This is a genomic window from Nitrospirota bacterium, from assembly GCA_030684575.1.
In the GTDB taxonomy this organism is placed as follows: Bacteria; Nitrospirota; Nitrospiria; order Nitrospirales; family Nitrospiraceae; genus Palsa-1315.
Map to the genome: position 1 here is coordinate 93,684 of JAUXVD010000020.1, position 19,860 is coordinate 113,543.

The 19,860-nt window shown below is 56.7% G+C and carries 20 protein-coding genes and 1 tRNA gene; 15 read left to right on the forward strand and 6 right to left on the reverse strand.

The window, feature by feature from the left end; translation table 11 throughout:
• The first annotated feature begins 123 nt into the window (after nucleotides 1–123).
• From Q8N00_15100 to Q8N00_15135, 8 genes are all read left to right on the forward strand, one after another.
• Entirely contained in the window at nucleotides 124–444 is a 321-nt protein-coding gene (locus tag Q8N00_15100; GenBank protein ID MDP2384117.1) for a metalloregulator ArsR/SmtB family transcription factor, read from the forward strand.
• 50 nt (nucleotides 445–494) lie between these two features.
• Nucleotides 495–1,589, forward strand: coding sequence for an ACR3 family arsenite efflux transporter (gene arsB, locus Q8N00_15105; GenBank protein MDP2384118.1), 1,095 nt, complete (start codon nucleotides 495–497; stop codon nucleotides 1,587–1,589).
• Nucleotides 1,590–1,626: 37 nt separating this feature from the next.
• Entirely contained in the window at nucleotides 1,627–1,860 is a 234-nt protein-coding gene (locus Q8N00_15110) for a hypothetical protein (protein ID MDP2384119.1), read from the forward strand.
• A gap of 93 nt (nucleotides 1,861–1,953) precedes the next feature.
• Nucleotides 1,954–2,427, forward strand: coding sequence for an ArsI/CadI family heavy metal resistance metalloenzyme (locus Q8N00_15115; protein MDP2384120.1), 474 nt, complete (start codon nucleotides 1,954–1,956; stop codon nucleotides 2,425–2,427).
• Nucleotides 2,427–2,849 (forward strand): arsenate reductase ArsC, encoded by a 423-nt coding sequence (locus Q8N00_15120; protein ID MDP2384121.1) that lies wholly within the window; start codon nucleotides 2,427–2,429, stop codon nucleotides 2,847–2,849. The genes Q8N00_15115 and Q8N00_15120 overlap by 1 nt, the downstream gene beginning before the upstream one ends.
• Before the next feature lie 862 nt (nucleotides 2,850–3,711).
• Nucleotides 3,712–4,743, forward strand: a complete 1,032-nt coding sequence (locus tag Q8N00_15125) for a replication initiation factor domain-containing protein (GenBank protein MDP2384122.1) — start codon at nucleotides 3,712–3,714, stop codon at nucleotides 4,741–4,743.
• Between the two features lie 25 nt (nucleotides 4,744–4,768).
• Entirely contained in the window at nucleotides 4,769–5,071 is a 303-nt protein-coding gene (locus Q8N00_15130; GenBank protein MDP2384123.1) for a helix-turn-helix domain-containing protein, read from the forward strand.
• 192 nt (nucleotides 5,072–5,263) lie between these two features.
• Nucleotides 5,264–6,196 (forward strand): tyrosine-type recombinase/integrase, encoded by a 933-nt coding sequence (locus tag Q8N00_15135; GenBank protein MDP2384124.1) that lies wholly within the window; start codon nucleotides 5,264–5,266, stop codon nucleotides 6,194–6,196.
• Here the strand turns inward: Q8N00_15135 and Q8N00_15140 are convergent.
• Nucleotides 6,153–6,227 (reverse strand) — tRNA-Val (locus tag Q8N00_15140). The two genes, Q8N00_15135 and Q8N00_15140, sit on opposite strands and share 44 nt — an antisense overlap.
• Nucleotides 6,228–6,439: 212 nt before the next feature.
• Between Q8N00_15140 and trmFO the strand changes: the two genes are divergently transcribed.
• The 5 genes from trmFO (at nucleotide 6,440) to Q8N00_15165 (ending at nucleotide 11,237) form a co-directional block, all read left to right on the forward strand.
• Nucleotides 6,440–7,756, forward strand: a complete 1,317-nt coding sequence (trmFO, locus tag Q8N00_15145) for a methylenetetrahydrofolate--tRNA-(uracil(54)-C(5))-methyltransferase (FADH(2)-oxidizing) TrmFO (protein ID MDP2384125.1) — start codon at nucleotides 6,440–6,442, stop codon at nucleotides 7,754–7,756.
• Nucleotides 7,729–8,667: a tyrosine recombinase XerC gene (locus Q8N00_15150; protein MDP2384126.1), complete on the forward strand. Its 939-nt coding sequence runs from the start codon at nucleotides 7,729–7,731 to the stop codon at nucleotides 8,665–8,667. Before trmFO ends, Q8N00_15150 begins: the two co-directional genes overlap by 28 nt.
• Before the next feature lie 67 nt (nucleotides 8,668–8,734).
• Entirely contained in the window at nucleotides 8,735–9,631 is an 897-nt protein-coding gene (argB, locus tag Q8N00_15155; protein MDP2384127.1) for an acetylglutamate kinase, read from the forward strand.
• 26 nt (nucleotides 9,632–9,657) lie between these two features.
• Nucleotides 9,658–10,533, forward strand: coding sequence for a M20/M25/M40 family metallo-hydrolase (locus Q8N00_15160; GenBank protein MDP2384128.1), 876 nt, complete (start codon nucleotides 9,658–9,660; stop codon nucleotides 10,531–10,533).
• Nucleotides 10,530–11,237, forward strand: a complete 708-nt coding sequence (locus Q8N00_15165; GenBank protein ID MDP2384129.1) for a hypothetical protein — start codon at nucleotides 10,530–10,532, stop codon at nucleotides 11,235–11,237. Before Q8N00_15160 ends, Q8N00_15165 begins: the two co-directional genes overlap by 4 nt.
• A 6-nt stretch (nucleotides 11,238–11,243) precedes the next feature.
• Here the strand turns inward: Q8N00_15165 and Q8N00_15170 are convergent, their stop codons facing one another.
• Complete coding sequence (locus Q8N00_15170) at nucleotides 11,244–11,783, reverse strand: gamma carbonic anhydrase family protein (GenBank protein ID MDP2384130.1); 540 nt, start codon at nucleotides 11,781–11,783, stop codon at nucleotides 11,244–11,246.
• 85 nt (nucleotides 11,784–11,868) lie between these two features.
• Between Q8N00_15170 and rimO the strand changes: the two genes are divergently transcribed.
• Complete coding sequence (gene rimO, locus Q8N00_15175) at nucleotides 11,869–13,248, forward strand: 30S ribosomal protein S12 methylthiotransferase RimO (protein MDP2384131.1); 1,380 nt, start codon at nucleotides 11,869–11,871, stop codon at nucleotides 13,246–13,248.
• 198 nt (nucleotides 13,249–13,446) lie between these two features.
• Nucleotides 13,447–14,310, forward strand: a complete 864-nt coding sequence (gene purU, locus Q8N00_15180; protein MDP2384132.1) for a formyltetrahydrofolate deformylase — start codon at nucleotides 13,447–13,449, stop codon at nucleotides 14,308–14,310.
• 45 nt (nucleotides 14,311–14,355) lie between these two features.
• Here the strand turns inward: purU and Q8N00_15185 are convergent, their stop codons facing one another.
• From Q8N00_15185 to Q8N00_15200, 4 genes are all read right to left on the reverse strand, one after another.
• Entirely contained in the window at nucleotides 14,356–15,873 is a 1,518-nt protein-coding gene (locus tag Q8N00_15185) for a DegQ family serine endoprotease (GenBank protein MDP2384133.1), read from the reverse strand.
• A 112-nt stretch (nucleotides 15,874–15,985) separates the two neighbouring features.
• Nucleotides 15,986–17,389 carry a heavy metal sensor histidine kinase gene (locus Q8N00_15190; protein ID MDP2384134.1) on the reverse strand — a complete coding sequence of 468 codons (1,404 nt, stop codon included), beginning with the start codon at nucleotides 17,387–17,389 and terminating at the stop codon, nucleotides 15,986–15,988.
• On the reverse strand, nucleotides 17,389–18,060 hold the full coding sequence (locus Q8N00_15195) for a response regulator transcription factor (GenBank protein ID MDP2384135.1): 672 nt from the start codon (nucleotides 18,058–18,060) through the stop codon (nucleotides 17,389–17,391). Before Q8N00_15195 ends, Q8N00_15190 begins: the two co-directional genes overlap by 1 nt.
• 51 nt (nucleotides 18,061–18,111) lie before the next feature.
• Nucleotides 18,112–19,767: an FAD-binding protein gene (locus tag Q8N00_15200; protein ID MDP2384136.1), complete on the reverse strand. Its 1,656-nt coding sequence runs from the start codon at nucleotides 19,765–19,767 to the stop codon at nucleotides 18,112–18,114.
• Between the last annotated feature and the right edge of the window lie 93 nt (nucleotides 19,768–19,860).

The following is a 19,860-nucleotide window of genomic DNA, read 5'->3' on the forward strand; positions in this document are numbered from 1 at the left end:
TCTTAAGATGAAAGACAGCGCGACTAAAACAAACAATGCATTGAAGAGGCAGCGTCAAGACTGGCCCGCTACTCATGAACTCTCTCTTGACATATCAATTATAGTTGATATATAATGAATGTGATGATTACGATCAAACAGCGCGATCAAAGCGTGAGCCTCTTTCACGCCCTCTCAGACGAAACGCGGCTGGAGATTATGGAGTGCCTAAAAGACGGCGAGAAATGCGTCTGTGACCTGACCGACGTGCTGAAGAGCGCCCAGTCGCGGCTCTCCTTTCACCTGAAAGTCCTGAAAGAGGCGGGCCTCATCAAGGACCGTCCAGACGGCCGATGGGTCTATTATTCCCTCAACCCAGAGGGCATGGAGGAGTTGGAAGAGGTGGTGAAAGCCTTGAAACCTTCACGCTACCGAGTGGTTTCCTCCTCATCCAAGTGTTGTTAGCTTTTTCTTGCTCATATGCATCAATAATTATTGATTAGTTGGAGGGTGTGATGGAAGCTGTTGTAGAGCGACTTCCGATTGGAGGGGAAAGCAAGAGGCTCAATCTCTTTGAACGGTATTTAAGTCTGTGGGTTGGTGGTTGCATGGTGGCGGGGATTATCCTTGGCAAGACCTTGCCTGACCTCGTTCAGAGGTTTCGGAGCATGGAATTCGGCCAAGGGAGTCACATCAATCTCCCGATTGCCGTCTTAATCTGGCTCATGATCATTCCGATGATGATGAAAGTGGATTTTGCGTCGGTTCGCCAGGTCGGTAGGCGACCAAAAGGCCTGGCCGTCACCTTAGTGGTCAATTGGTTGGTGAAGCCCTTCTCCATGGCGTTCTTCGCATGGCTGTTTTTCCGCTATGTCTTTGCCGCCTGGATCACGCCGGCGGAAGCGGATCAATACATTGCCGGGTCGATCATCTTAGCGGCGGCCCCCTGCACCGCCATGGTGTTTGTGTGGAGTTATCTGACGGATGGCGACCCCGCCTACACCTTAGTCCAGGTATCGGTCAACGATCTCATCATGCTCGTGCTGTTCGCTCCGATCGTCGGGTTTCTCGTCAACGGGGCCTCCTCCCTCACCGTCCCGTTCGGAGTCCTGCTGTATTCCGTCATTGCGTTCATCGTCATTCCGCTGACCATCGGCACAGCTGCCCGGCTGTGGTTCATCCGCCGGCATGGGAAAGAATGGTTTGAAGCGCACGTGTTGGCTCGGTTTGGGCCCGTCACTATTGTGGCGCTGTTGCTCACGCTCGTGCTGATCTTCGCCTTCCAAGCGGAGAACATCACCGGGAAACTGTGGCATGTCGTGTTGATCGCCATTCCGATTTTACTGCAGGTCTACATGAATGCATCGCTAGCCTATGGGCTGATGCGATGGCTTAACGTGCCGTATGCGGTCGCGGCACCGGGCGCGCTGATTGGGGCTAGTAATTTCTTTGAGCTCGCCGTCGCAACGGCGATCGCCCTCTTCGGTCCTGAATCGGGAGCCGCATTGGTAACCGTGGTGGGTGTGTTGGTGGAAGTGCCGGTGATGCTCTCAGTGTGTCGGTTCTGCAATCGGACGAAGCATTGGTTCCCGGCAGAATCGCCGGCATAAGGAACGACGTGACTGGCGTTGTTCGCGTGTGTGGACCATGGCCATGGAATGGGAGTACTTCGAGTCAGTACTGGTGGTGGGATCGATCGCGATGGTCGTTCAACTACTGGAATTCTTGTGGGAGCGCCGATTGAATACGGCATGGCAGGGGTTGAGCGTACCCATCACGCTGCAACGGGCACTTCTGGAGTGGGCCAGCTACATGCTGATCTTTATCATCGTGTCGATGGTGCTGCGAGGCGTGCTCCATTTCACATGCTCGTTCTGTTGAACACACAGGAACCAGTTATGACTGAGAACGAAGTTAGAACGGAGTGCTCAATCGGTAAATGATCACCCTATCGCGAATCAAAGGAGGAAGAATATGAAACGGTTTCATATCCATGTGGGAGTAGAAAAGCTCGATGAATCCATCCGGTTCTATAGTGCCCTTTTTGGCGCGGAGCCGGTAAAGACGAAAACAGATTACGCCAAGTGGTTGCTGGACGATCCTCGCGTCAACTTCGCAATCTCCACACGTGCAAAGGAACAAGGCGTGGATCATCTCGGCATCCAGGTCGAGGAAGAGAGCGAACTGACGGAGGTACGCAACCGTCTCAAGACAGCGGACATTGCCGTGTTGGAGGAAGGTGAAACGGTATGTTGTTACGCCCGGTCTGAAAAATCATGGGTGCAAGATCCTGCAGGCATTCCGTGGGAAACGTACCGGACCATGGAGGATGCGGAGCTATTTTCCGGCCAGGCTGATCAGGCCGAGAGCGCCTGTTGCACGCCGGAGACGAAGGGAACGCCGGGCTGTTGTGAACCGTCCGAGGAAACCACCGGGTGCTGCGGGTGATGACCGTGGAGCCGATCAAGGTGTTGGTCCTCTGCACGGGTAATTCGTGCCGCTCTGTCATGGCTGAAGCGCTGATCAATCACCTTGGCCGTGGTCGGTATCAGGCATGGAGTGCCGGCAGTGCCCCAGCCGGCTATGTCCATCCGAAATCGATCGAGACCTTACAGCGGCATCGCATTCCTCCTGGGCAGCCACGCAGCAAGTCATGGGATGAGTTTGCGACACTATCGTTTGATTTGGTGATTACGGTCTGTGATCAGGCCGCCGGCGAAAGCTGCCCCCTCTTTCCTGGGAAGCCCAAGAAGCTGCATTGGAGTACGCCGGATCCCGGTAAGGCTACGGGATCAGAGACTGGCATAGACGCGGCGTTCGATAAAGCATTCCTGATGCTCAAGGATCGCGTGGAGGATTTAACGAAGTGACTTGCAGGAGCGAATTAATCCGGCAATTAGCTTTCTTCGCCTAATAATATGGACCTCGGCAAAAAAGTTTCCTGCCGCTGTTGGTTTTCGTTTCTTTTTGATTATTAGTTGTTACTCGGTTGTCATCGATTCTCTTCTCCACCCCAAAGAGATTTCTTTCCTCATCCGTAAATCCTTGCGCCAGGCCTAGCGTTTCTGCTTCAAGCCACTTTGTATTTCTGGGTTATTGAGCAATCCACTGTCCTGCCGACGTGACGCGCCCAGTTAGTTAACTCAGGGAAAGTTGTCCAGCTCTGTCCCCTCCTGACCATTCCTGTCCTCCGCAGGGTCTCTTCCCATGCCAGTATTCTCAAGTTCAGTATGGCGACATGACACTATTCGCACGCGATACAACCGTCCCTAGGATTAGACCAAGAGGTGGACCTCCTTTAATTGTCCCTAACCGTCCTTATCAGGCCTAAGCAAGCCTAAATAGGATACTTCACTTCGGTATCTCACGCCGATATGGTGTGGTCCGGTACTGCGCTGTATTGGCAGAAAGGAATGAGCGTGAAAAGAAAGTTGCTCACGGTGAAAGAACTCGCCGCGGAACTGCGGATGAGCGTGGAAGTCGATTCAACGGGCCTACCGCAAGGGGGAAATTCCTGTGCAGTGGTTGTCCTGGATGGCTCGGTTCGATCTCGAGAAAGTCAGACTCGCCATGGAGCGCAATGGTCAAGGCCGTGTACTCCGGTTGAATGGCAACAGTGCGTAGGCTGTGCGCGACTGCCGGCAATTGCCGGCGTCGCGCCAGGGAAACGCCCCCGATCGGTAACACGGGGGCACTACCCACAGGGATCGTTACAGGAGGTCCAGGGGTTCCATGAGTTCACCGTTCACCCTGACCATTGATTGGCTCGCCTTCACCCTCCCCTCTGGCTCCGTCAATGACACGATGCAGATGCTAGGAGGGGATTGGACGAAGGGTGCCACCGGCTTTCGCGGCTATCCCGCGTCCTGGATCACCACGAGTGCAAGCCGGGGGGTGGGCAAACTGGGCACTGGCGCGCCCCGTGCTCCCCTCGAAGTCCATGTCGATCTCTCCGCCGGCATTGTGGCCCCTTGGCCCACGGAAAAGGTCCGTCTGGTCCTCCAATGGATTCTGAAGCAAGACGGTCACCTCACGCGCCTCGATTGTGCCTTAGACGATCGGAACAGCTGCGTCCCCCTGTTGACGATCATGCAAGCGATTGAAGCCGGTCACTGTGTGACACGGGCGGACCGGATGCAACGCATCTCCTCAAGCTCGATCCACAGAGCCACGCCCAGTGGAGAGACGCTCTATCTCGGCAGTCCTCAGAGTCAAACCCTGCTCCGAGTCTATGACAAGCGCTTAGAAAGTCAGGCGAAACAGCGCGAGGACTGGCAGGACTACGGTATTCGGTGGGAGTTGGAGTTAAAGAAGGAGCGAGCCCAGGCCTGCGGACGGGTTCTATCCTATTTGGAGGAAGCTGACTGGCTTGAATTCATGGTCGGGGTGTTGCGGGGCTATGTGGACTTTCGAGCCACGAGCCGTGACGAGGAGGACGAGTTTCGGTATCGGGCACCACTCCTTGGCTGGTGGCTAATGCTCACCGACGGGTTCAAGAAAGGCCGTCTCGTCGTGGAGAAGGAGGTCCAGACCCTCCCCAAGGTCAAGCGCTGGGTGAGTCGATCGGTGGCTCCTATGTTGGCCGTCGTCTGTGCCGCTGATCCCAGTGGGACCGCATGGTTGGAGAAACAAATTATCGCGGGTAAACGTAGATGGAAAGATAAGCATCGAGGGCTCCTGAAGAAAGAGACATCATTGAGTTCCAATAAGGACGGCGGCGGACTCGCGGGCGCACCATCAACGGGGGATGAGGGGGTGTCGTAAGACTCCCCCTGCTTCTTCAGAAGGTATGGGTATGTTGCTTACGGTGAAAGATCTTTCGGCCTGGCTCAATATGAAGCCGTCTACGCTGTATCTGTGGGCGGCTCAGGGAAAGATTCCGTGTCGGAAGATTCATGGGCTGATTCGGTTCGAGCGGGAACAAGTCCTGGTGTGGCTCCAATCATTTGAGCGAAAGCCTCCGGGGTACATGCCGTCAGCCCCTCGTACCCAGCACAACGACATAGACGAGCTGATTGAAGCCGCAAAACGGGAAGCCTATACTCGCCACGGGGAAACCAGACCAACAGCGAGCCCAAAGGGAAAGGAGTAGACGATGGGGCTCGTTAAACGAGGGAATGTTTGGTGGATGAATATGGTGTTTCAGGGTCAACGAATTCGCCGGTCAACAGGTGCATCGAATCGAGCTTTGGCCGACTCCATCATGGCGAAAGTGAAGGTTCAATTGATCGAGGGGCAGTATTTCGAACGGGCTGAAGAAAAATCTCGAACCCTCCAGGAATTGATGGATCGCTTTGAGCGGGAGCACCTCGTGAAATTGGCCAGTCGAGCAACAGGACAAGTCTTCGTCAAGCGCTTTCGAGCCTTCTTCGGAGACCGGACGCTCGCGGAGATTACCCCCAAGCTGATCGTGGACTATAAAAGTCGACGGTATGCCACTGGGGTGAAAGCCGCTTCGATTAATCGTGAGCTCACCTGTTTGAGAAAGGCCTTCAACCTTGCTAAGCGGGAATGGGAATGGTGCCGAGACAATCCGGTCAGCCGCGTGTCTCTCGAAAAGGGCGCGAATAAACGAGATCGGTGGCTGATGGAAGACGAGGAGGCGCGATTGCTCAGTACCTGTCCGTCATGGTTACGCGAGCTTGTGGTGTTCGCGCTCCATAGCGGGATGCGGTTGGGCGAGATCCTGTCACTGACCTGGACCGGCGTGGATCTGTTCCGAAGAACAGTGACGGTATTTGAATCAAAGAACGGGGAGCGACGGACGGTGCCATTGAATCAGACCTTGATGGCGCTCCTGACGGAGAAGGCCAAAGTGCGGCACATAAAAACCGCACTGGTCTTTCCGAGTCGAGCTGGCACACGGTTAGATCCCAACCATCTGAGACGAGCGTTACGGCCTGCCATGACAAAGGCGGGCATCGTAAACTGTCATTTCCATGATCTCCGCCACACCTTCGCGACGCGCCTGGTCCAATCGGGAGTCGATCTCTACAAGGTTCAACGGCTCCTCGGACACAAGTCTCCGATGATGACGCAACGATATGCGCATCACTACCCGGAAAGCTTGCGAGATGGAGTGGAGATCTTGGACCGACGCGGACACCGTGACACAAAAATGACCACAGTGTTGAGGGTGTCAGAGAGTACTGTCTCGGAAGTAGTTGAAAACGTGGTGGGCGATACTGGTATCGAACCAGTGGCCTCTTCCGTGTGAAGGAAGCGCTCTACCCCTGAGCTAATCGCCCACAGGGCATGGAGTCTAGCATGGGCCAACCGAAGGGATCAACAGAACGCTGGCGAGAGGCTAGGGGCAAGGGGCGCATGGTTCTCGATAAAATGATCGGCCCATTGCCACGCGCCTCTAGCATCATGCCTATCACACAGTAGCCTTGACATCCCCAAAACACGGTTCCTACAATGCCCCTCCTCTCACCTTTTCTCACGGAGTTTCACTCGCATGCGCGACGATGTTGTCATTATCGGGGGCGGTCTGGCCGGATCTGAGGCCGCGTGGCAGGCCGCCAATCGTGGAGCAAAAGTGTCGCTCTATGAGATGCGCCCAAAAGAAACCACGAAGGCCCACAAGACTGGTGGTTTAGCAGAGTTAGTCTGTTCGAATTCGCTCGGCTCTACGGATCCGATGAATGCCCCCGGCATTTTGAAAGAGGAAATGCGCCGGCTCAACTCGCTGATTATCCGAGCGGCAGATGAAGCGCGGGTGCCGGCAGGATCGGCCCTGGCCGTCGACCGGGACCTATTTTCGCTCAAAATTACCCAGGCGCTCGAAGGCCATCCGAACATTCGCATTCTGCGTGAGGAAATCACGGACATTCCAACGGACTGTGTCTGCATTGTGGCGACCGGGCCGCTGACCTCCGACAAACTGTCTCAGGCCATCGCGCAATTGACCCATACGAAACATTTGTACTTTTACGATGCGATCTCTCCGATCGTGGATACGGACTCCATCAATATGGATGTCGTCTTCCTTGCCTCCCGTTATGGCAAGGGCGGGGACGACTACCTCAACTGCCCAATGGACGAAGCGACCTACAATGCCTTTTACGAAGCCTTACTGGCCGCGGAGAAAGTGCAACCGAAAGAATTCGAAAAGACCGCCTACTTCGAAGGCTGTATTCCCATCGAGGTGATGGCCGAACGGGGCCGTCAAACCATGCAATTCGGTCCATTAAAACCGGTGGGCCTGGAAAATCCCAAGACAGGGAAGAGAGCCTATGCGGTGGTACAGCTCCGGACGGAAAACGCCCATCGCTCCTGCTACAACCTTGTGGGGTTCCAGACCAAACTGACCTACGGAGAGCAGAAACGCGTGTTTCGCATGATTCCAGGCCTCGAACAAGCGGAGTTTCTCCGCTACGGCAGCCTGCACCGCAACACGTTTATCAATTCGCCCTCATTGTTGCGCAACACCCTCCAGTTCAAGGCGCGAGGCACCCTCTTCTTTGCCGGACAGCTGGTCGGCGTCGAGGGCTATGCGGACTCCGCCGCGATGGGAGGGTTGGCCGGCATCAATGCGGCTCGCGGCCTGGCAGGGTTACCACTGGTCACCCCGCCGCCCACCACGGCGCACGGCTGCCTGACGACGTACATTACGACCGCAGACCCCCGTCACTTTCAGCCGATGAATACGAATTTCGGACTCTTTCCTCCCCTTGCCACCGCGACGAGAGATAAGGAGAGTAAACGACGGCTCACAGGGCAACGGGCACTTGAGGACCTGACGGCATGGATGACGCAATCCGACATTTCATGACCTTCCTGAACCTGGAACGTCATGCATCGCCTGAAACTGTCCGCAACTATGGGTCGGATCTCCGACAGTTTCACGCGTTCATGAAGACGGAACGTCCCGGCCTGTCTACGCTCATTCCCTCTACGGTCACCACAGAGTCTGTCCGGGCTTATCTTCACTGGTTGGATCGCAAACATGAAAAGAGCACGTCGATAGCCCGAAAGCTCGCGACCCTCCGCAGCTTCTATCGTTTTCTGCAACGAGAGGCCCTCGTCGTCCTCAATCCTGCCGAGCCCATCAGAACGCCGAAACAGCCGAAACATCTTCCACGGGTGTTGACCAAGGACGACGCCGCCGCACTGATGGACTTTCCTGCCGGCCAAACAGGATCGTCCCTCCGGGACTGTGCGCTGCTGGAGACGCTCTATTCGACAGGCGCTCGCGTGAGTGAGCTCGTGGGGATCAATCTTGAAGATCTACGGCTGTCCGAGGGGCTGGTCCATCTCCGAGGAAAAGGCCGGAAAGAACGCATCGTACCGATCGGATCTGTGGCCCTCAAGGCCATCCACAGCTATCGTGCATCCTTGAAGCCACCGGCCAACAGCCCTCAACCATCGGCTCCAGTCTTTTTGAATGTGAGAGGGGGCCGGCTAACGACTCGAAGTGTAGCTCGTATCGTAGCCTGTTATTCGAACCGGCTTACCGGCGGCTCCGTAAGTCCCCACACGCTGCGGCATTCCTTTGCCACGCATCTCCTCGATGAAGGGGCCGATCTGCGGTCGATTCAAGAAATGCTGGGACATGTGTCATTGAACACCACACAAAAATATACGCACCTGGCGACGGATCAGCTCCTTGCCGTATACGATAAAACACATCCGCGAGCCGGTCGCTCGGCCAGCGGTCGTGTTATAAAAGACGACAAATCATGATTCGGGTTGAGCTGCAGCAGCCGGTATGGACGCCAGCCTCGCGATCTTCGCGTAACGGGAGCCACGCATGAATAAACTCATCAAGAAAGCAGACGTGCTGATCGAAGCCTTGCCCTACATTCGCACGTTCAAGGGCAAAACCATCGTCATTAAATATGGCGGTCATGCGATGACTGATGCGGTCCTGAAAGAGCGCTTCGCCCAGGATGTCGTGCTCTTGAAATATGTGGGTCTCAATCCGGTCATCGTGCATGGCGGAGGTCCCCAGATCGACAAGATGCTCCACCGCTTGGGTATTGAAGCCAAGTTTCGCCATGGGGTACGGGTCACCGATGATGCCACGATGGAAATCGTGGAGATGGTGCTGGCCGGTAAGATTAATATGGAAATCGTGGACCTCCTGAATCGCCATGGCGGCCTCGCGGTCGGATTGAGCGGAAAAGACGGCGGGCTCATCCTGTCTCGGCCACTCACAGCCAAAGCCTGGGCCGCCAGTCTGGAAAAGGATCTCGACGACGGCGATGGGGACGAGGATTTCGGTTGTGTCGGAGAAGTCCAGTCTATCGATCCCACGCTGGTGCGGAAGCTCCAGCAGGACCACTACATTCCCGTCATCGCGCCGATCGGCACCGACCGGGAAGGCAACACCTACAACATTAATGCCGATCTCGTGGCCGGAGCGATGGCCGCCGCGCTCGGTGCAGAAAAACTGGTGATGATGACCGATGTGAAGGGTATTCGCGATGCCAATGGACGCCACCTCTCCACGGTCTCACGCAAAGACGTGCAGCGGATGGTCAAAAAAGGCACGATCAGCGAAGGGATGTTGCCCAAGGTGCATGCCTGCCTGGACGCGCTCGGTGGCGGCGTCGGTAAAGCCCATATCATCGACGGTCGAATATCCCATGCCATTCTCCTCGAAGTATTCACGCGGAAAGGTATTGGGACCGAGATCACCGCGTAGTCCGTTCATCCAAGCAGTCTCTTGTTGTGGCCAATCAGCACTGTCGAATCAACCGCCACCTTGAAGCCCTCGTGGGCGAGCGTCATCCTGAGGCGAGCCCTCGCGCGCTTCGAAGGGCGGCGCATTATCTGGCCACGCACTTCTCCAAGTCTCAGTGGTCTACCAGCAGCCAGCTCGTCACTGCCTGGGGCAAGACCTATCGCAATGTCGTGGCGACGAAATATCCAAGCCAACCGAGACAGGGAAGGGAATTAGCCCCACTCCTGATTGGCGCACACTACGACACGGTGCCTGGATCGCCTGGCGCGGATGACAATGCAAGCGGACTGGTGGTGTTGCTAGAAGTGGCTTCACGGCTCAGCCGGACAGCTCTTGCACGACCGGTCTGGCTCGTCGCCTTCTGCCTCGAAGAGCAAGATCGGCTGGGGAGTCAGGCCTTCGCCTCCAGACTGAACGCTGAAGGCCGTGAGTTGGCCGGTGCCCTTATCCTGGAATGTGTCGGGTTTTCCAGAACCGAAGCTGAAACGCAACAGGCTCCACCAGGAGTCCCGATCGCAGTACCGACCCAGGGAGATTTTCTGGCCATGGTAGGCAACGAGACCTCCAAGGCGTTGATGCTCCAACTGGAACAGGATGCCAGGCAACAGAAGCCCCGGCTCAAGACCCTGTCATTGCTCGTGCCAGGGCGAGGAGAGGCGATACCTCATACCAGACGCAGCGACCATGCCTCGTTCTGGGATGCCGGTTATCCGGCTGTGATGTTGACCGATACGGCAAATTTCAGAAATCCGCATTACCATCGTGAGACCGATACCATGGACACTTTAAATCTTGAATTTCTCTCTAGCGTGGTAGCAACCGTCACCGCCACGATCCTTCACATCGCCGGAGCACGACCATGAAGACCAGCCGGACCAAACTGGCTCCCACGACTCGTCGTCTCGTGACCGAGGTCTATCATCGCCTCGACTATGGCGCGCTGGGACCGGTTTATTGTTATGAAGGGGGAGATGAATTTTGGCTAGCAAAGCGGGGGCCCTGTGAACGTCTCGGAAGTCGCGTCGCCGTGGTCTTGAAGCGAAAACTGCGACGGGGTGGCCGCAGCCTCTACGTTGGAGCCGGAGTGGCGGAACTTCCTGCGTTGATGATGGAAGTGCTGGAGCTGGATCGAACCGTAGAACCCTACAATCTCAGGAGAGCCGAAGTCTCGGCCCTCAACCCTGCCTGTCACTCGATTCCCCTCTCGTTCCGTGCGGTCGATGCCGCGAAAGCAAATGGCCGATTCGATCATCTCTGGATGGTCAGCGTCTTGAACGACCCTGAGCGATTCCCTAATCTGTCGCCTCTCTCCTATGGACGAGGCGATGCGCTCACCCTCGACCCTGTGAAGTTTGAAAAAGAGCGCCGCATCGTACGGGCCTTGGTTGCCCTCTGTATGGGCAAGCTTGCACTCCCTGGCTTAGTCACGACGACCACAGAAGAAGTGATCTGGATTGCCGAATGGTGCCACAAGCACCGAATTCCCTATACCGTTGGGAAGCGCTACTATCCAACTGCGCTGGTAGGAGATCCGATCTGCTTTGTACAAATCGGCACGAACAGCTAGCGGCTGCTAAATTCTGAAGCCTGGTTTTGATTTTGACGTATTGTCTAAATACTGGCCGGCGTACTTCACATAGTTCTCCGCTGACGCCTTAATCCAGGCAAGCTCTTCCGCCGTGACCGACCGTTTGACCTTTGCCGGTGATCCAAGGACGAGGCTGTTGGGTGGGACGATGGTCTGTTCCGTGATCAAGGCACCAGCCCCGACGACGGAATCTTCTCCGATCACGGCCCCATCCATAATAATGGCGCCCATGCCGATCAACACCCGATCGTGAATCGTGCAACCGTGGAGGATCACGCCATGGCCGATGGTCACCTCGTTGCCGATGATGAGCGGATGGGTGTCGTGGGAGACGTGCAACATGCAGAGGTCCTGCACGTTGGTCCGGTCACCGATCCGAATATAATGTACATCCCCGCGAATCACGGCATGGAACCAGACGCTGCAATGCTCGCCGAGCACGACGTCGCCGATCACGATGCCGGTCTCTTCGATGAAACAGGAGGTCGGAACGGTGGGTTTGATGCCCTGAAACGTGCGAATCATACGGCCTACTGTAGGGCAATCGTCTACTGACCTGCAAGAGGCGGTTGATTGACAGGCTTTTCAAGCGTCCCGTAGACTAGCCCTTATGGCTACACGATTGATCACGCCCTCGCGCCCGAGCAAAAAGAAAACCACTATCGGCTTCGTCAACCTGGGTTGTTCGAAGAACCAGGTCGATTCCGAAGTCATGTTAGGCACCCTGGTGGCAGACGGGTTTACCCTGACCGCCGACCCGAAGAAAGCCGAAGTGGTCATCATTAATACCTGTGGCTTCATCGAAGAAGCCAAGCAGGAGTCGATCGATACGATCATTGCGCACGGCAAACTCAAAGACAATGGATCCTGTCTCGTCTTGATTGCCGCCGGTTGTCTGGCGCAGCGCTATCAGGGAGATCTCCTCAAACAATTGCCGGAGCTCGACGGAGTGGTGGGAACCGGTGAGTTCGGAAAGATCGCAGAAATTTGCCGGGATCTCTTGGCGCCGAAAAAACGGCAGCAACGACTCTGGATCAGCGAGCCTCCCTATCTCTACGACGCAGATGCGCCACGGCTCCGTCTCGGGAAAGCCCATAGCGCCTATGTGAAAATCGCCGAAGGCTGCAACCGGAACTGTGCGTTCTGCGCGATTCCCTTGATGAGAGGCAAACAGCGAAGCCGCCCCGTAGAATCGATCGTGGCCGAAGCCACGCGCCTCGCAGCGGAAGGCGTAAAGGAAATCAACCTCATTTCCCAGGACACCGTGAATTACGGCGTCGATCTTGGCCTGCGCCAAGGCCTCACCACGCTGCTCCGCGAGTTGGTGAAGGTGAAAGACCTCCATTGGATCAGGCCATTCTATCTCTATCCGCAACAGGTATCGGACGAGTTGTTGGATCTCTACGCGGGAGAAGAAAAGATCACCAAGTACATCGACATGCCGCTGCAGCACATCAACGATCGCATGCTCAAACGAATGCACAGGCTGGGCGATCGGAACACCATCACCTCTCTCGTTGAACGAATCCGGACGCGCATTCCCGCGGTCACGTTTCGCACGGCCTTCATCGTGGGGTTTCCAGGCGAGACCGAGCAGGCGTTCGACGAACTACGAAACTACGTGGCAGAGGCCGAGTTCGATCGCGTGGCGGTGTTTTTGTATTCAGACGAAGAAGATACGCCGGCCCTTGGGCTGGACGACAAGATCGAACGGTCGGTCATGGACGAACGACGGAATGAACTTCTGGCTGTGCAAGAAGAGATTGCGGCGGCCCGAGGCCAGGCCCGTATCGGCTCCGTCATGGAGGTTCTGGTCGAAGGGGTTTCAGAAGAGACGGAGCTATTGCTCGAGGGCCGCCATGAAGGGCTGGCTCCGGAGATCGACGGCGTCGTCTATATCAATGATGGGTCAGCCATGGCAGGGGACGTCGTCAAGGTCGAGATCACCGATGCGGCGATGTATGACCTGGTCGGCCACATCGTCCCATAATGGGCTGCTGAAAAATACCGCCAGCATCGTTCTCGCATCGTTCAGGCCTTCAACGTACCCGTCGGGTACGCTTCAGCCCCTCTCTCGCTGCGGCCTTGCTGACGGTCTTTTTGAGCAGCCCTCTAGCGTCATGAGGCACCAAGATCGCTACCTCTCTGCTACAACTCGGTAATTTCTTTCATCGGAGATAGGCCTACGATGGCGCAGCGAAAAGAATCTGTTGTTCTTCTGATTCATTGCAAGGATCGCAGGGGCATTGTGGCTCGAGTCTCTGGTTTCATTCACGACTTCGGCGGGAATATCCTCGACTCGGAGCACCATACCGATGAAGAGAGCAACGAGTTTCTCATGCGTATGGAGTTTGCCGCCGAGGGCCTGCAGATTCCGCCCGATGAAATCGCAACCGCGTTCGCTCCGGTCGCGAAGACCTTCGAGATGCGCTATGAGGTTCGTCCCTCAAGCCACCGAACGAGAGTCGCCATGTTGGTCTCGAAACAGGATCACTGCCTGGCGGACTTGCTCCAACGACACAAACGCGATGAGTTGCACATCGATGTCCCCGTCATTATCTCCAATCATGACACCTGCGCAAGCTGGGCTGAACTCTTCAAGATTCCCTTCTCCGTCTGTCCCGTGACCAAGGAGACGAAGCCCCAGCAGGAGCAAGCCGTACTCTCCCTCCTGAAGGACCATACTATCGAGCTCGTGGTCATGACCCGCTACATGCAAATCCTCAGCGCCAGCTTTCTGGCGCAGGTCGGCTGTCCAGTCATCAATATCCATCACTCCTTCCTGCCTGCGTTTATGGGAGCAAACCCCTATCGGCAGGCCTATGACCGGGGAGTGAAAATCATCGGAGCCACGGCACATTATGCCACGGAAGATCTGGATGAAGGCCCGATCATCGAGCAAGATGTCATGCATGTGGGCCACCGAGACACCGTTGACGACCTGGTGAGGAAAGGACGGGATCTGGAGGAGATTGTGCTGGCCCGCGCGGTGCGGCGCCATGTTGAGCGACGGGTGTTGGTCTATGGAAGAAAGACGGTGGTATTCGACTAACGACGATGGGGCAGCAGTATTACTGCCCCATCGTTATAGTGATCGCTAGACTTTTGCGCTGAGGAACAATGAATTGCCTCGCCGGTCGATCAGGATCAAGACGTTCTCGCCCTTCTTCAGTCCTGACGACACTTTCTCAAATTCTTTCATCGACTTTACTGGCTGCCGGTTGAGCTCGCGAATCACGTCACCCCGCATCACCCCGGCCTTTTCTGCGCTGCTCTCAGGCTCAACCGCTGTGACAACGACGCCCTGAGCCTTGCCCTTCACGCCTAGCTCCTTCGCTGTTTCCCGATCGAGGTCCTGCACAGCGACTCCAGCGAAGGCATAGTCGGTCTCGCCGCTCTCAACCTTGGCGACTTTGGTGTTGTCCGGTTGCTCGCCGATCGTCACGGTCACGTCTTTCTCATGGCCATCACGGATCACCCGGATCGTCACTTTCGTGCCCACTACTGTTTTCGTCACCTGCCGTTGAAGCGACACCGCATCTTCCACTGGCGTACCTTGATAGGTTGTAATGATATCGCCTTGCTTGAGGCCCGCTTGCCCGGCAGGGCCGTCGTCCTTCACGTCACTGACGAGGGCCCCTTTCACGTCTTTGAGGCTGAACGACTTAGCCAGTTCCTGATTGAGATCCTGAATGGAGACTCCCAGGAATCCCCGTACCACTTTCCCATTCTTAACCAGGCTGTCATAAATCGGCTTGCTCATACTGGTTGGGACAGCGAACCCCACACCCTGATAGCCGCCACTTTGAGAGAAGATCGCGGTATTGATACCCACCAGTTCGCCCTTGGTATTCACCAAGGCGCCGCCAGAGTTTCCGGGATTGATGGCTGCATCGGTTTGGATGAAGTCTTCATACTGCGTAATGCCCATATGGCCGCGGCCCAAGGCGCTCACGATGCCGAGGGTAACGGTGGAATTCAGCCCGAAAGGATTTCCGACTGCCAATACATATTCACCAACTTGCAATTTTGTGGCATCGCCCCAGGAGACGGTCGGAAGGTTCTGCCCCTCGATCTTGACGACGGCGAGATCCGTTTTCGGATCTGTCCCGACAATCTTGCCCGTGAATTCCCGTTTGTCCGGTAGCGTAATGGTGACGGTGCGTGCTCCATCAATCACATGGTTGTTGGTGAGGATGTACCCGTCCGGTGAGACGATCACGCCGGACCCCTGCCCACCGCCCCGATGCTCCCGAGGTTCACCGGGACCAGGACCTTGCGGCCCGCGGAATCCACGAGGACCGGACGGTCCCCCCGGTCCGCCAAAGAACTCTTCCATACGTTCCCGCAATTCGTCTGGCATGCCTCGTCTATCCGACACCTTCTCGACGGTAACGGTTGTGATGTTCACGACTGCCGGTGTCACGGCTTTCGCCACTTCTGTAAATCCATTCGATGGCGCGGAGCTCATCGTGAGAGCCACCGGCGTCGCCGTCAACATAGCGGGACTCGATGCATGGGAAGGAGCCAGCGATTGGCCTCCCCAGATCAGAAGAGCGCTCAATGTTGCAACCGCTGCAACGGTTCCAAGGGTCTGACGAACAGGCTGTCTCATAATTTCCTCCTTGCGATTGATCGACCGGGATACAAACCGATGACGATGTTCGATGCTCTGAACAACGTATCAGTCGGCGATGAGAGGACGATTAGGAGGGGATTAGAAGTGGTTAAGCCGATGGAGAAACCAGAGGCACTGTCACCGTAAAGGTCGAACCTTCGCCAACCTGGCTCTGGACCTCGATATGGCCGCGATGGGATTCGGCAATCCAGACGCAAATCGCCAATCCAAGGCCCGTACCCTTCTTCGTATGAGCCCGCGCGTTATCGGCGCGATAGAACCGGTCGAAGATCTGAGCCTGATCGTCTTGTGTGATACCAATGCCGTGATCGGTCACCGACAGTCGTGCCTGGCCCTGCTCGATCGTCAGGGCCATCTCGACTGTGCCCCCGGAACGAGAATATTTAATCGCGTTATCGACGAGGTTCAGGAACAGTTCCCGCAAACGCAGTTCATCTCCTAATACCACTGCCGGCGTGGTGGCGCTGAGCAAGACCTGGACATCCCGCTCCTGCCCTAGCAGGGAGGCTTGCCGCTGGACGTCTTCGATGAGCGAATCCAGCGGCACAGGCAAATGCTCCATCTTCACCTCGCCCATGTCGGCCCGGGAGAGGAAGAGCAACTCATCCACAATGCGCGTCATCCGATCGATTTCTTCGAGATTGCTCTCCATGACGGCTTTGTAGTCCTCGTTTTCTCGTGGACGGCGAAGGGCGAGTTCGGTTTCCCCTCGCATCACCGTCAAGGGCGTGCGCAGTTCGTGTGAAGCATCGCTGCTGAACTGGCGGATCTGCCGAAAGGAGGTCTCCAGCCGGGCGATCATGTCGTTGAAGGTATTCGTCAGACGGCCGATTTCATCGGCGGAGGCCGGAGCCGTCAGCCGTTGCGTCAGATCACCTCCGGCGATGCGTTGCGCAGCCAGCGTAATGGCATCGACGGGGCGAAGGGCCCGACCCGCCATGAACCAGCCGCCGGCGAGCGACACGACCAGCGCGACGGGCATACTCACCAATAGCACTAACAGGAGACGGTTCAAGGTATGTTCGACCGAGTCCATCGTGGTGCCGACCTGGACAATGTAGAGCAGACTGCCCCGATAGATGATGGGAACCGAAATGAGGCGTATGGGCGGTTCCTTGGGGTACTTCGCGGATTCGAACAACGTATGGCCTGAGTAGGCCACTTCCAACGCCTGGCGGCTCAACGGTATCTCATGTTGTTTGACGTTCGGCGAACGAATAGTGATGGTGCCGGAAGGACTGAAGATCTGAAAGAACTTGTCGATACGCGCCAGTTCGGGGAACTGAGACATCAGTTCGGTTTCGTCGATGAGCGGGAGGAACCCGCGTTCTTCCAACGACCGCACCGCCGCCGCGGCGGTTTCCTCCAGAGATTGATCGACCGCGTCACGAAGGCTTCGCGCGGTAATGACATACAAGATGGTTGAAAAGATGATGAGGATGAGCGCGAGGGCGGTGCCATACCACAGCGTGAGACGGACGCGAAGCGGCATCAGTCGGCCTTCAGCATATATCCGCTTCCGCGAATCGTATAAATCAACTTCTTCGAGCGTCCCCGGTCGATCTTGTTCCGGAGATAATTCACGTACACATCGATGACATTGGTAAACGTGTCGAAGTCCTGATTCCACACATGTTCTGAAATCATGGGACGGGTCAAGACGCGCCCCGTATGACGCATCAGATATTCGAGCAGCGCATATTCCTTCGAAGTGAGGTCGATCCGTTGGCCGCCCCTGGTCACCTCTCGCGTGGCCGGGTTCAAGACCAAATCGTCGATCTGGAGAACGCCGGAACCCTCGGTCGCGCCGCGGCGAAGCAGGGCGCGAATACGGGCGAGCAGTTCGTCGATGGCAAAGGGCTTGGTGAGGTAATCGTCTGCGCCGGCGTCAAGACCCTTGACTCGCTGGTCGACTTGGGATTGGGCGGTCAGAATCAGAATAGGGGTTTGAATCTTGGCCTGACGGACTCCCTTCAGCACATCCAGTCCGGGCAATGACGGTAGCATCAAGTCGACGATCAGAAGGTCGTAGTTCGTCGCAAAGGCCATCTGAAGGCCCTTCGCCCCATCTTCACAGAGATCGACGGCGTAACTCTCTTCTTCAAGCGCGCGCTTGATGAAACAGCCGACTTTCGTTTCGTCTTCAATAACGAGTATGCGCATAGTATTCGCCGCGTGATTATACCAGAGCTCCGTCGACTAATCGCCTGCCTCTTATGTCGGCGGAAAACGCGTGACGGTCACAGGTTCGTGGGTCAGCGCCGTTCCCTCGGGAGTCCGACGGATGAGGCTATGTTTCAACCAATGTTGATCATCGCGGACGGGATAGTCCGACCGGTAATGGGCGCCACGGCTTTCCTGCCTCGCGAGCGCACTGGTGGCGATGGTCTCCGCGACGTCGAGCAGGCATTCGAGCTCCAATGCCTGCACCAGGTCCGTATTAAACACCCGCCCTTTGTCTTGCACCGTCATGGAGGCGGCGCGCTGGGTCAATGTCGAAATGGCCGAGATGGCGGCAGACATGGACTCCTGGGTCCTGACAAGACCCAGATTGAGGCTCATCGTCCGACCGAGTTCCTCGCGCAGCTGCCAGGCTCGGACCGATCCCTCCTGTGCCAGCACACGCTGGACGCGAGCCTGCTCAGTCGTGAGCTGGTCGTTTCTGAGTGCCTGTGGCGCAACGGTGCGGACATACTCTCCGGCTCGAACTCCAGCGCGCCGACCGAACACGATCGTTTCAAGGAGTGAGTTGCCTCCGAGCCGATTGGCGCCATGAACACTGACACAAGCACATTCGCCGGCCGCATAGAGACCGGCGATGCCCGTTTCGGTCCATTGGTTGGTGCGGACGCCACCCATCTGATAATGCGCACCGGGGCGAACAGGAATAGGGGTCTCGATCGGGTCGAGACCGGCGAACTCCATGGCGAGTGCCCTGATCTGAGGAAGCCGTTCGAGAATACGCTGGCGGCCAAGATGCCGTAAATCCAATAACACGCAGCCATCGACCCCACGGCCTTCGAGGATTTCCTGCCCGATCGCTAACGAGACGGTGGAGCGAGTCGCCAATTCCATCTGCTGCGGAGCGTAGACTTTCATGAACCGTTCGCCCAGGGTATTCAGCAGGTAGCCCCCTTCCCCGCGAGCCCCCTCCGTAATGAGGATACCCGTACCCTTCAGGGTGGTGGGATGGAATTGGACAAATTCCATATCCGCCAAGGGGGCACCGGCACGGTACGCGAGCGCCATGCCGTCGCCGGTATTGATGACGGCGTTCGTGCTCGTCAGAAAGACCCGTCCGCTGCCTCCTGTGGCCAAGATGACCGCTTTGGCCCTGATGACATGCAGCCCCCCATGGATCAGGTCCCAGGCCACGACACCCCGGCAGACACCGTCTTCCACGATCAAGGTCGTGACATACCATTCTTCATACACCGCAATGCGCCGCTTGAGCAGCTGTTCGTACATCGCGTGCAGGATGGCATGCCCCGTACGATCGGCGGCGTAACAGGTCCGGGGAAAACCGGCTCCACCGAACGGCCGTTGGGCGATACGACCCTCTTCGTTTCGACTGAAAATAACCCCGAGGCGTTCTAATTCGAGAATATCCTCAGGCGCTTCGCGGCACATGGCCTCGATGGCATCCTGATCGCCGAGATAGAGTCCTCCCTTGGTCGTGTCATACGCATGGGCTTCCCAGGAATCGTCTTCTCCCAATGCCGCGTTGATGCCCCCCTGGGCGGCCACGGAATGGCTCCGAACCGGATGAACCTTCGACATCACGGCGACGTCGAGGTCTGGCGGTGCGGTCACCGCCGCCCTCATCCCTGCCAGACCGGCCCCGATGATCAGAATGTCGTGTAGTTTCATAGCCCGCACTCATACGTGACTCTCAGCGTGAAGGCAAGCCTGGAGCCCTTGATCCGACCCTTGGAGAATAGGGAGCGCGCATGATACTCTGCT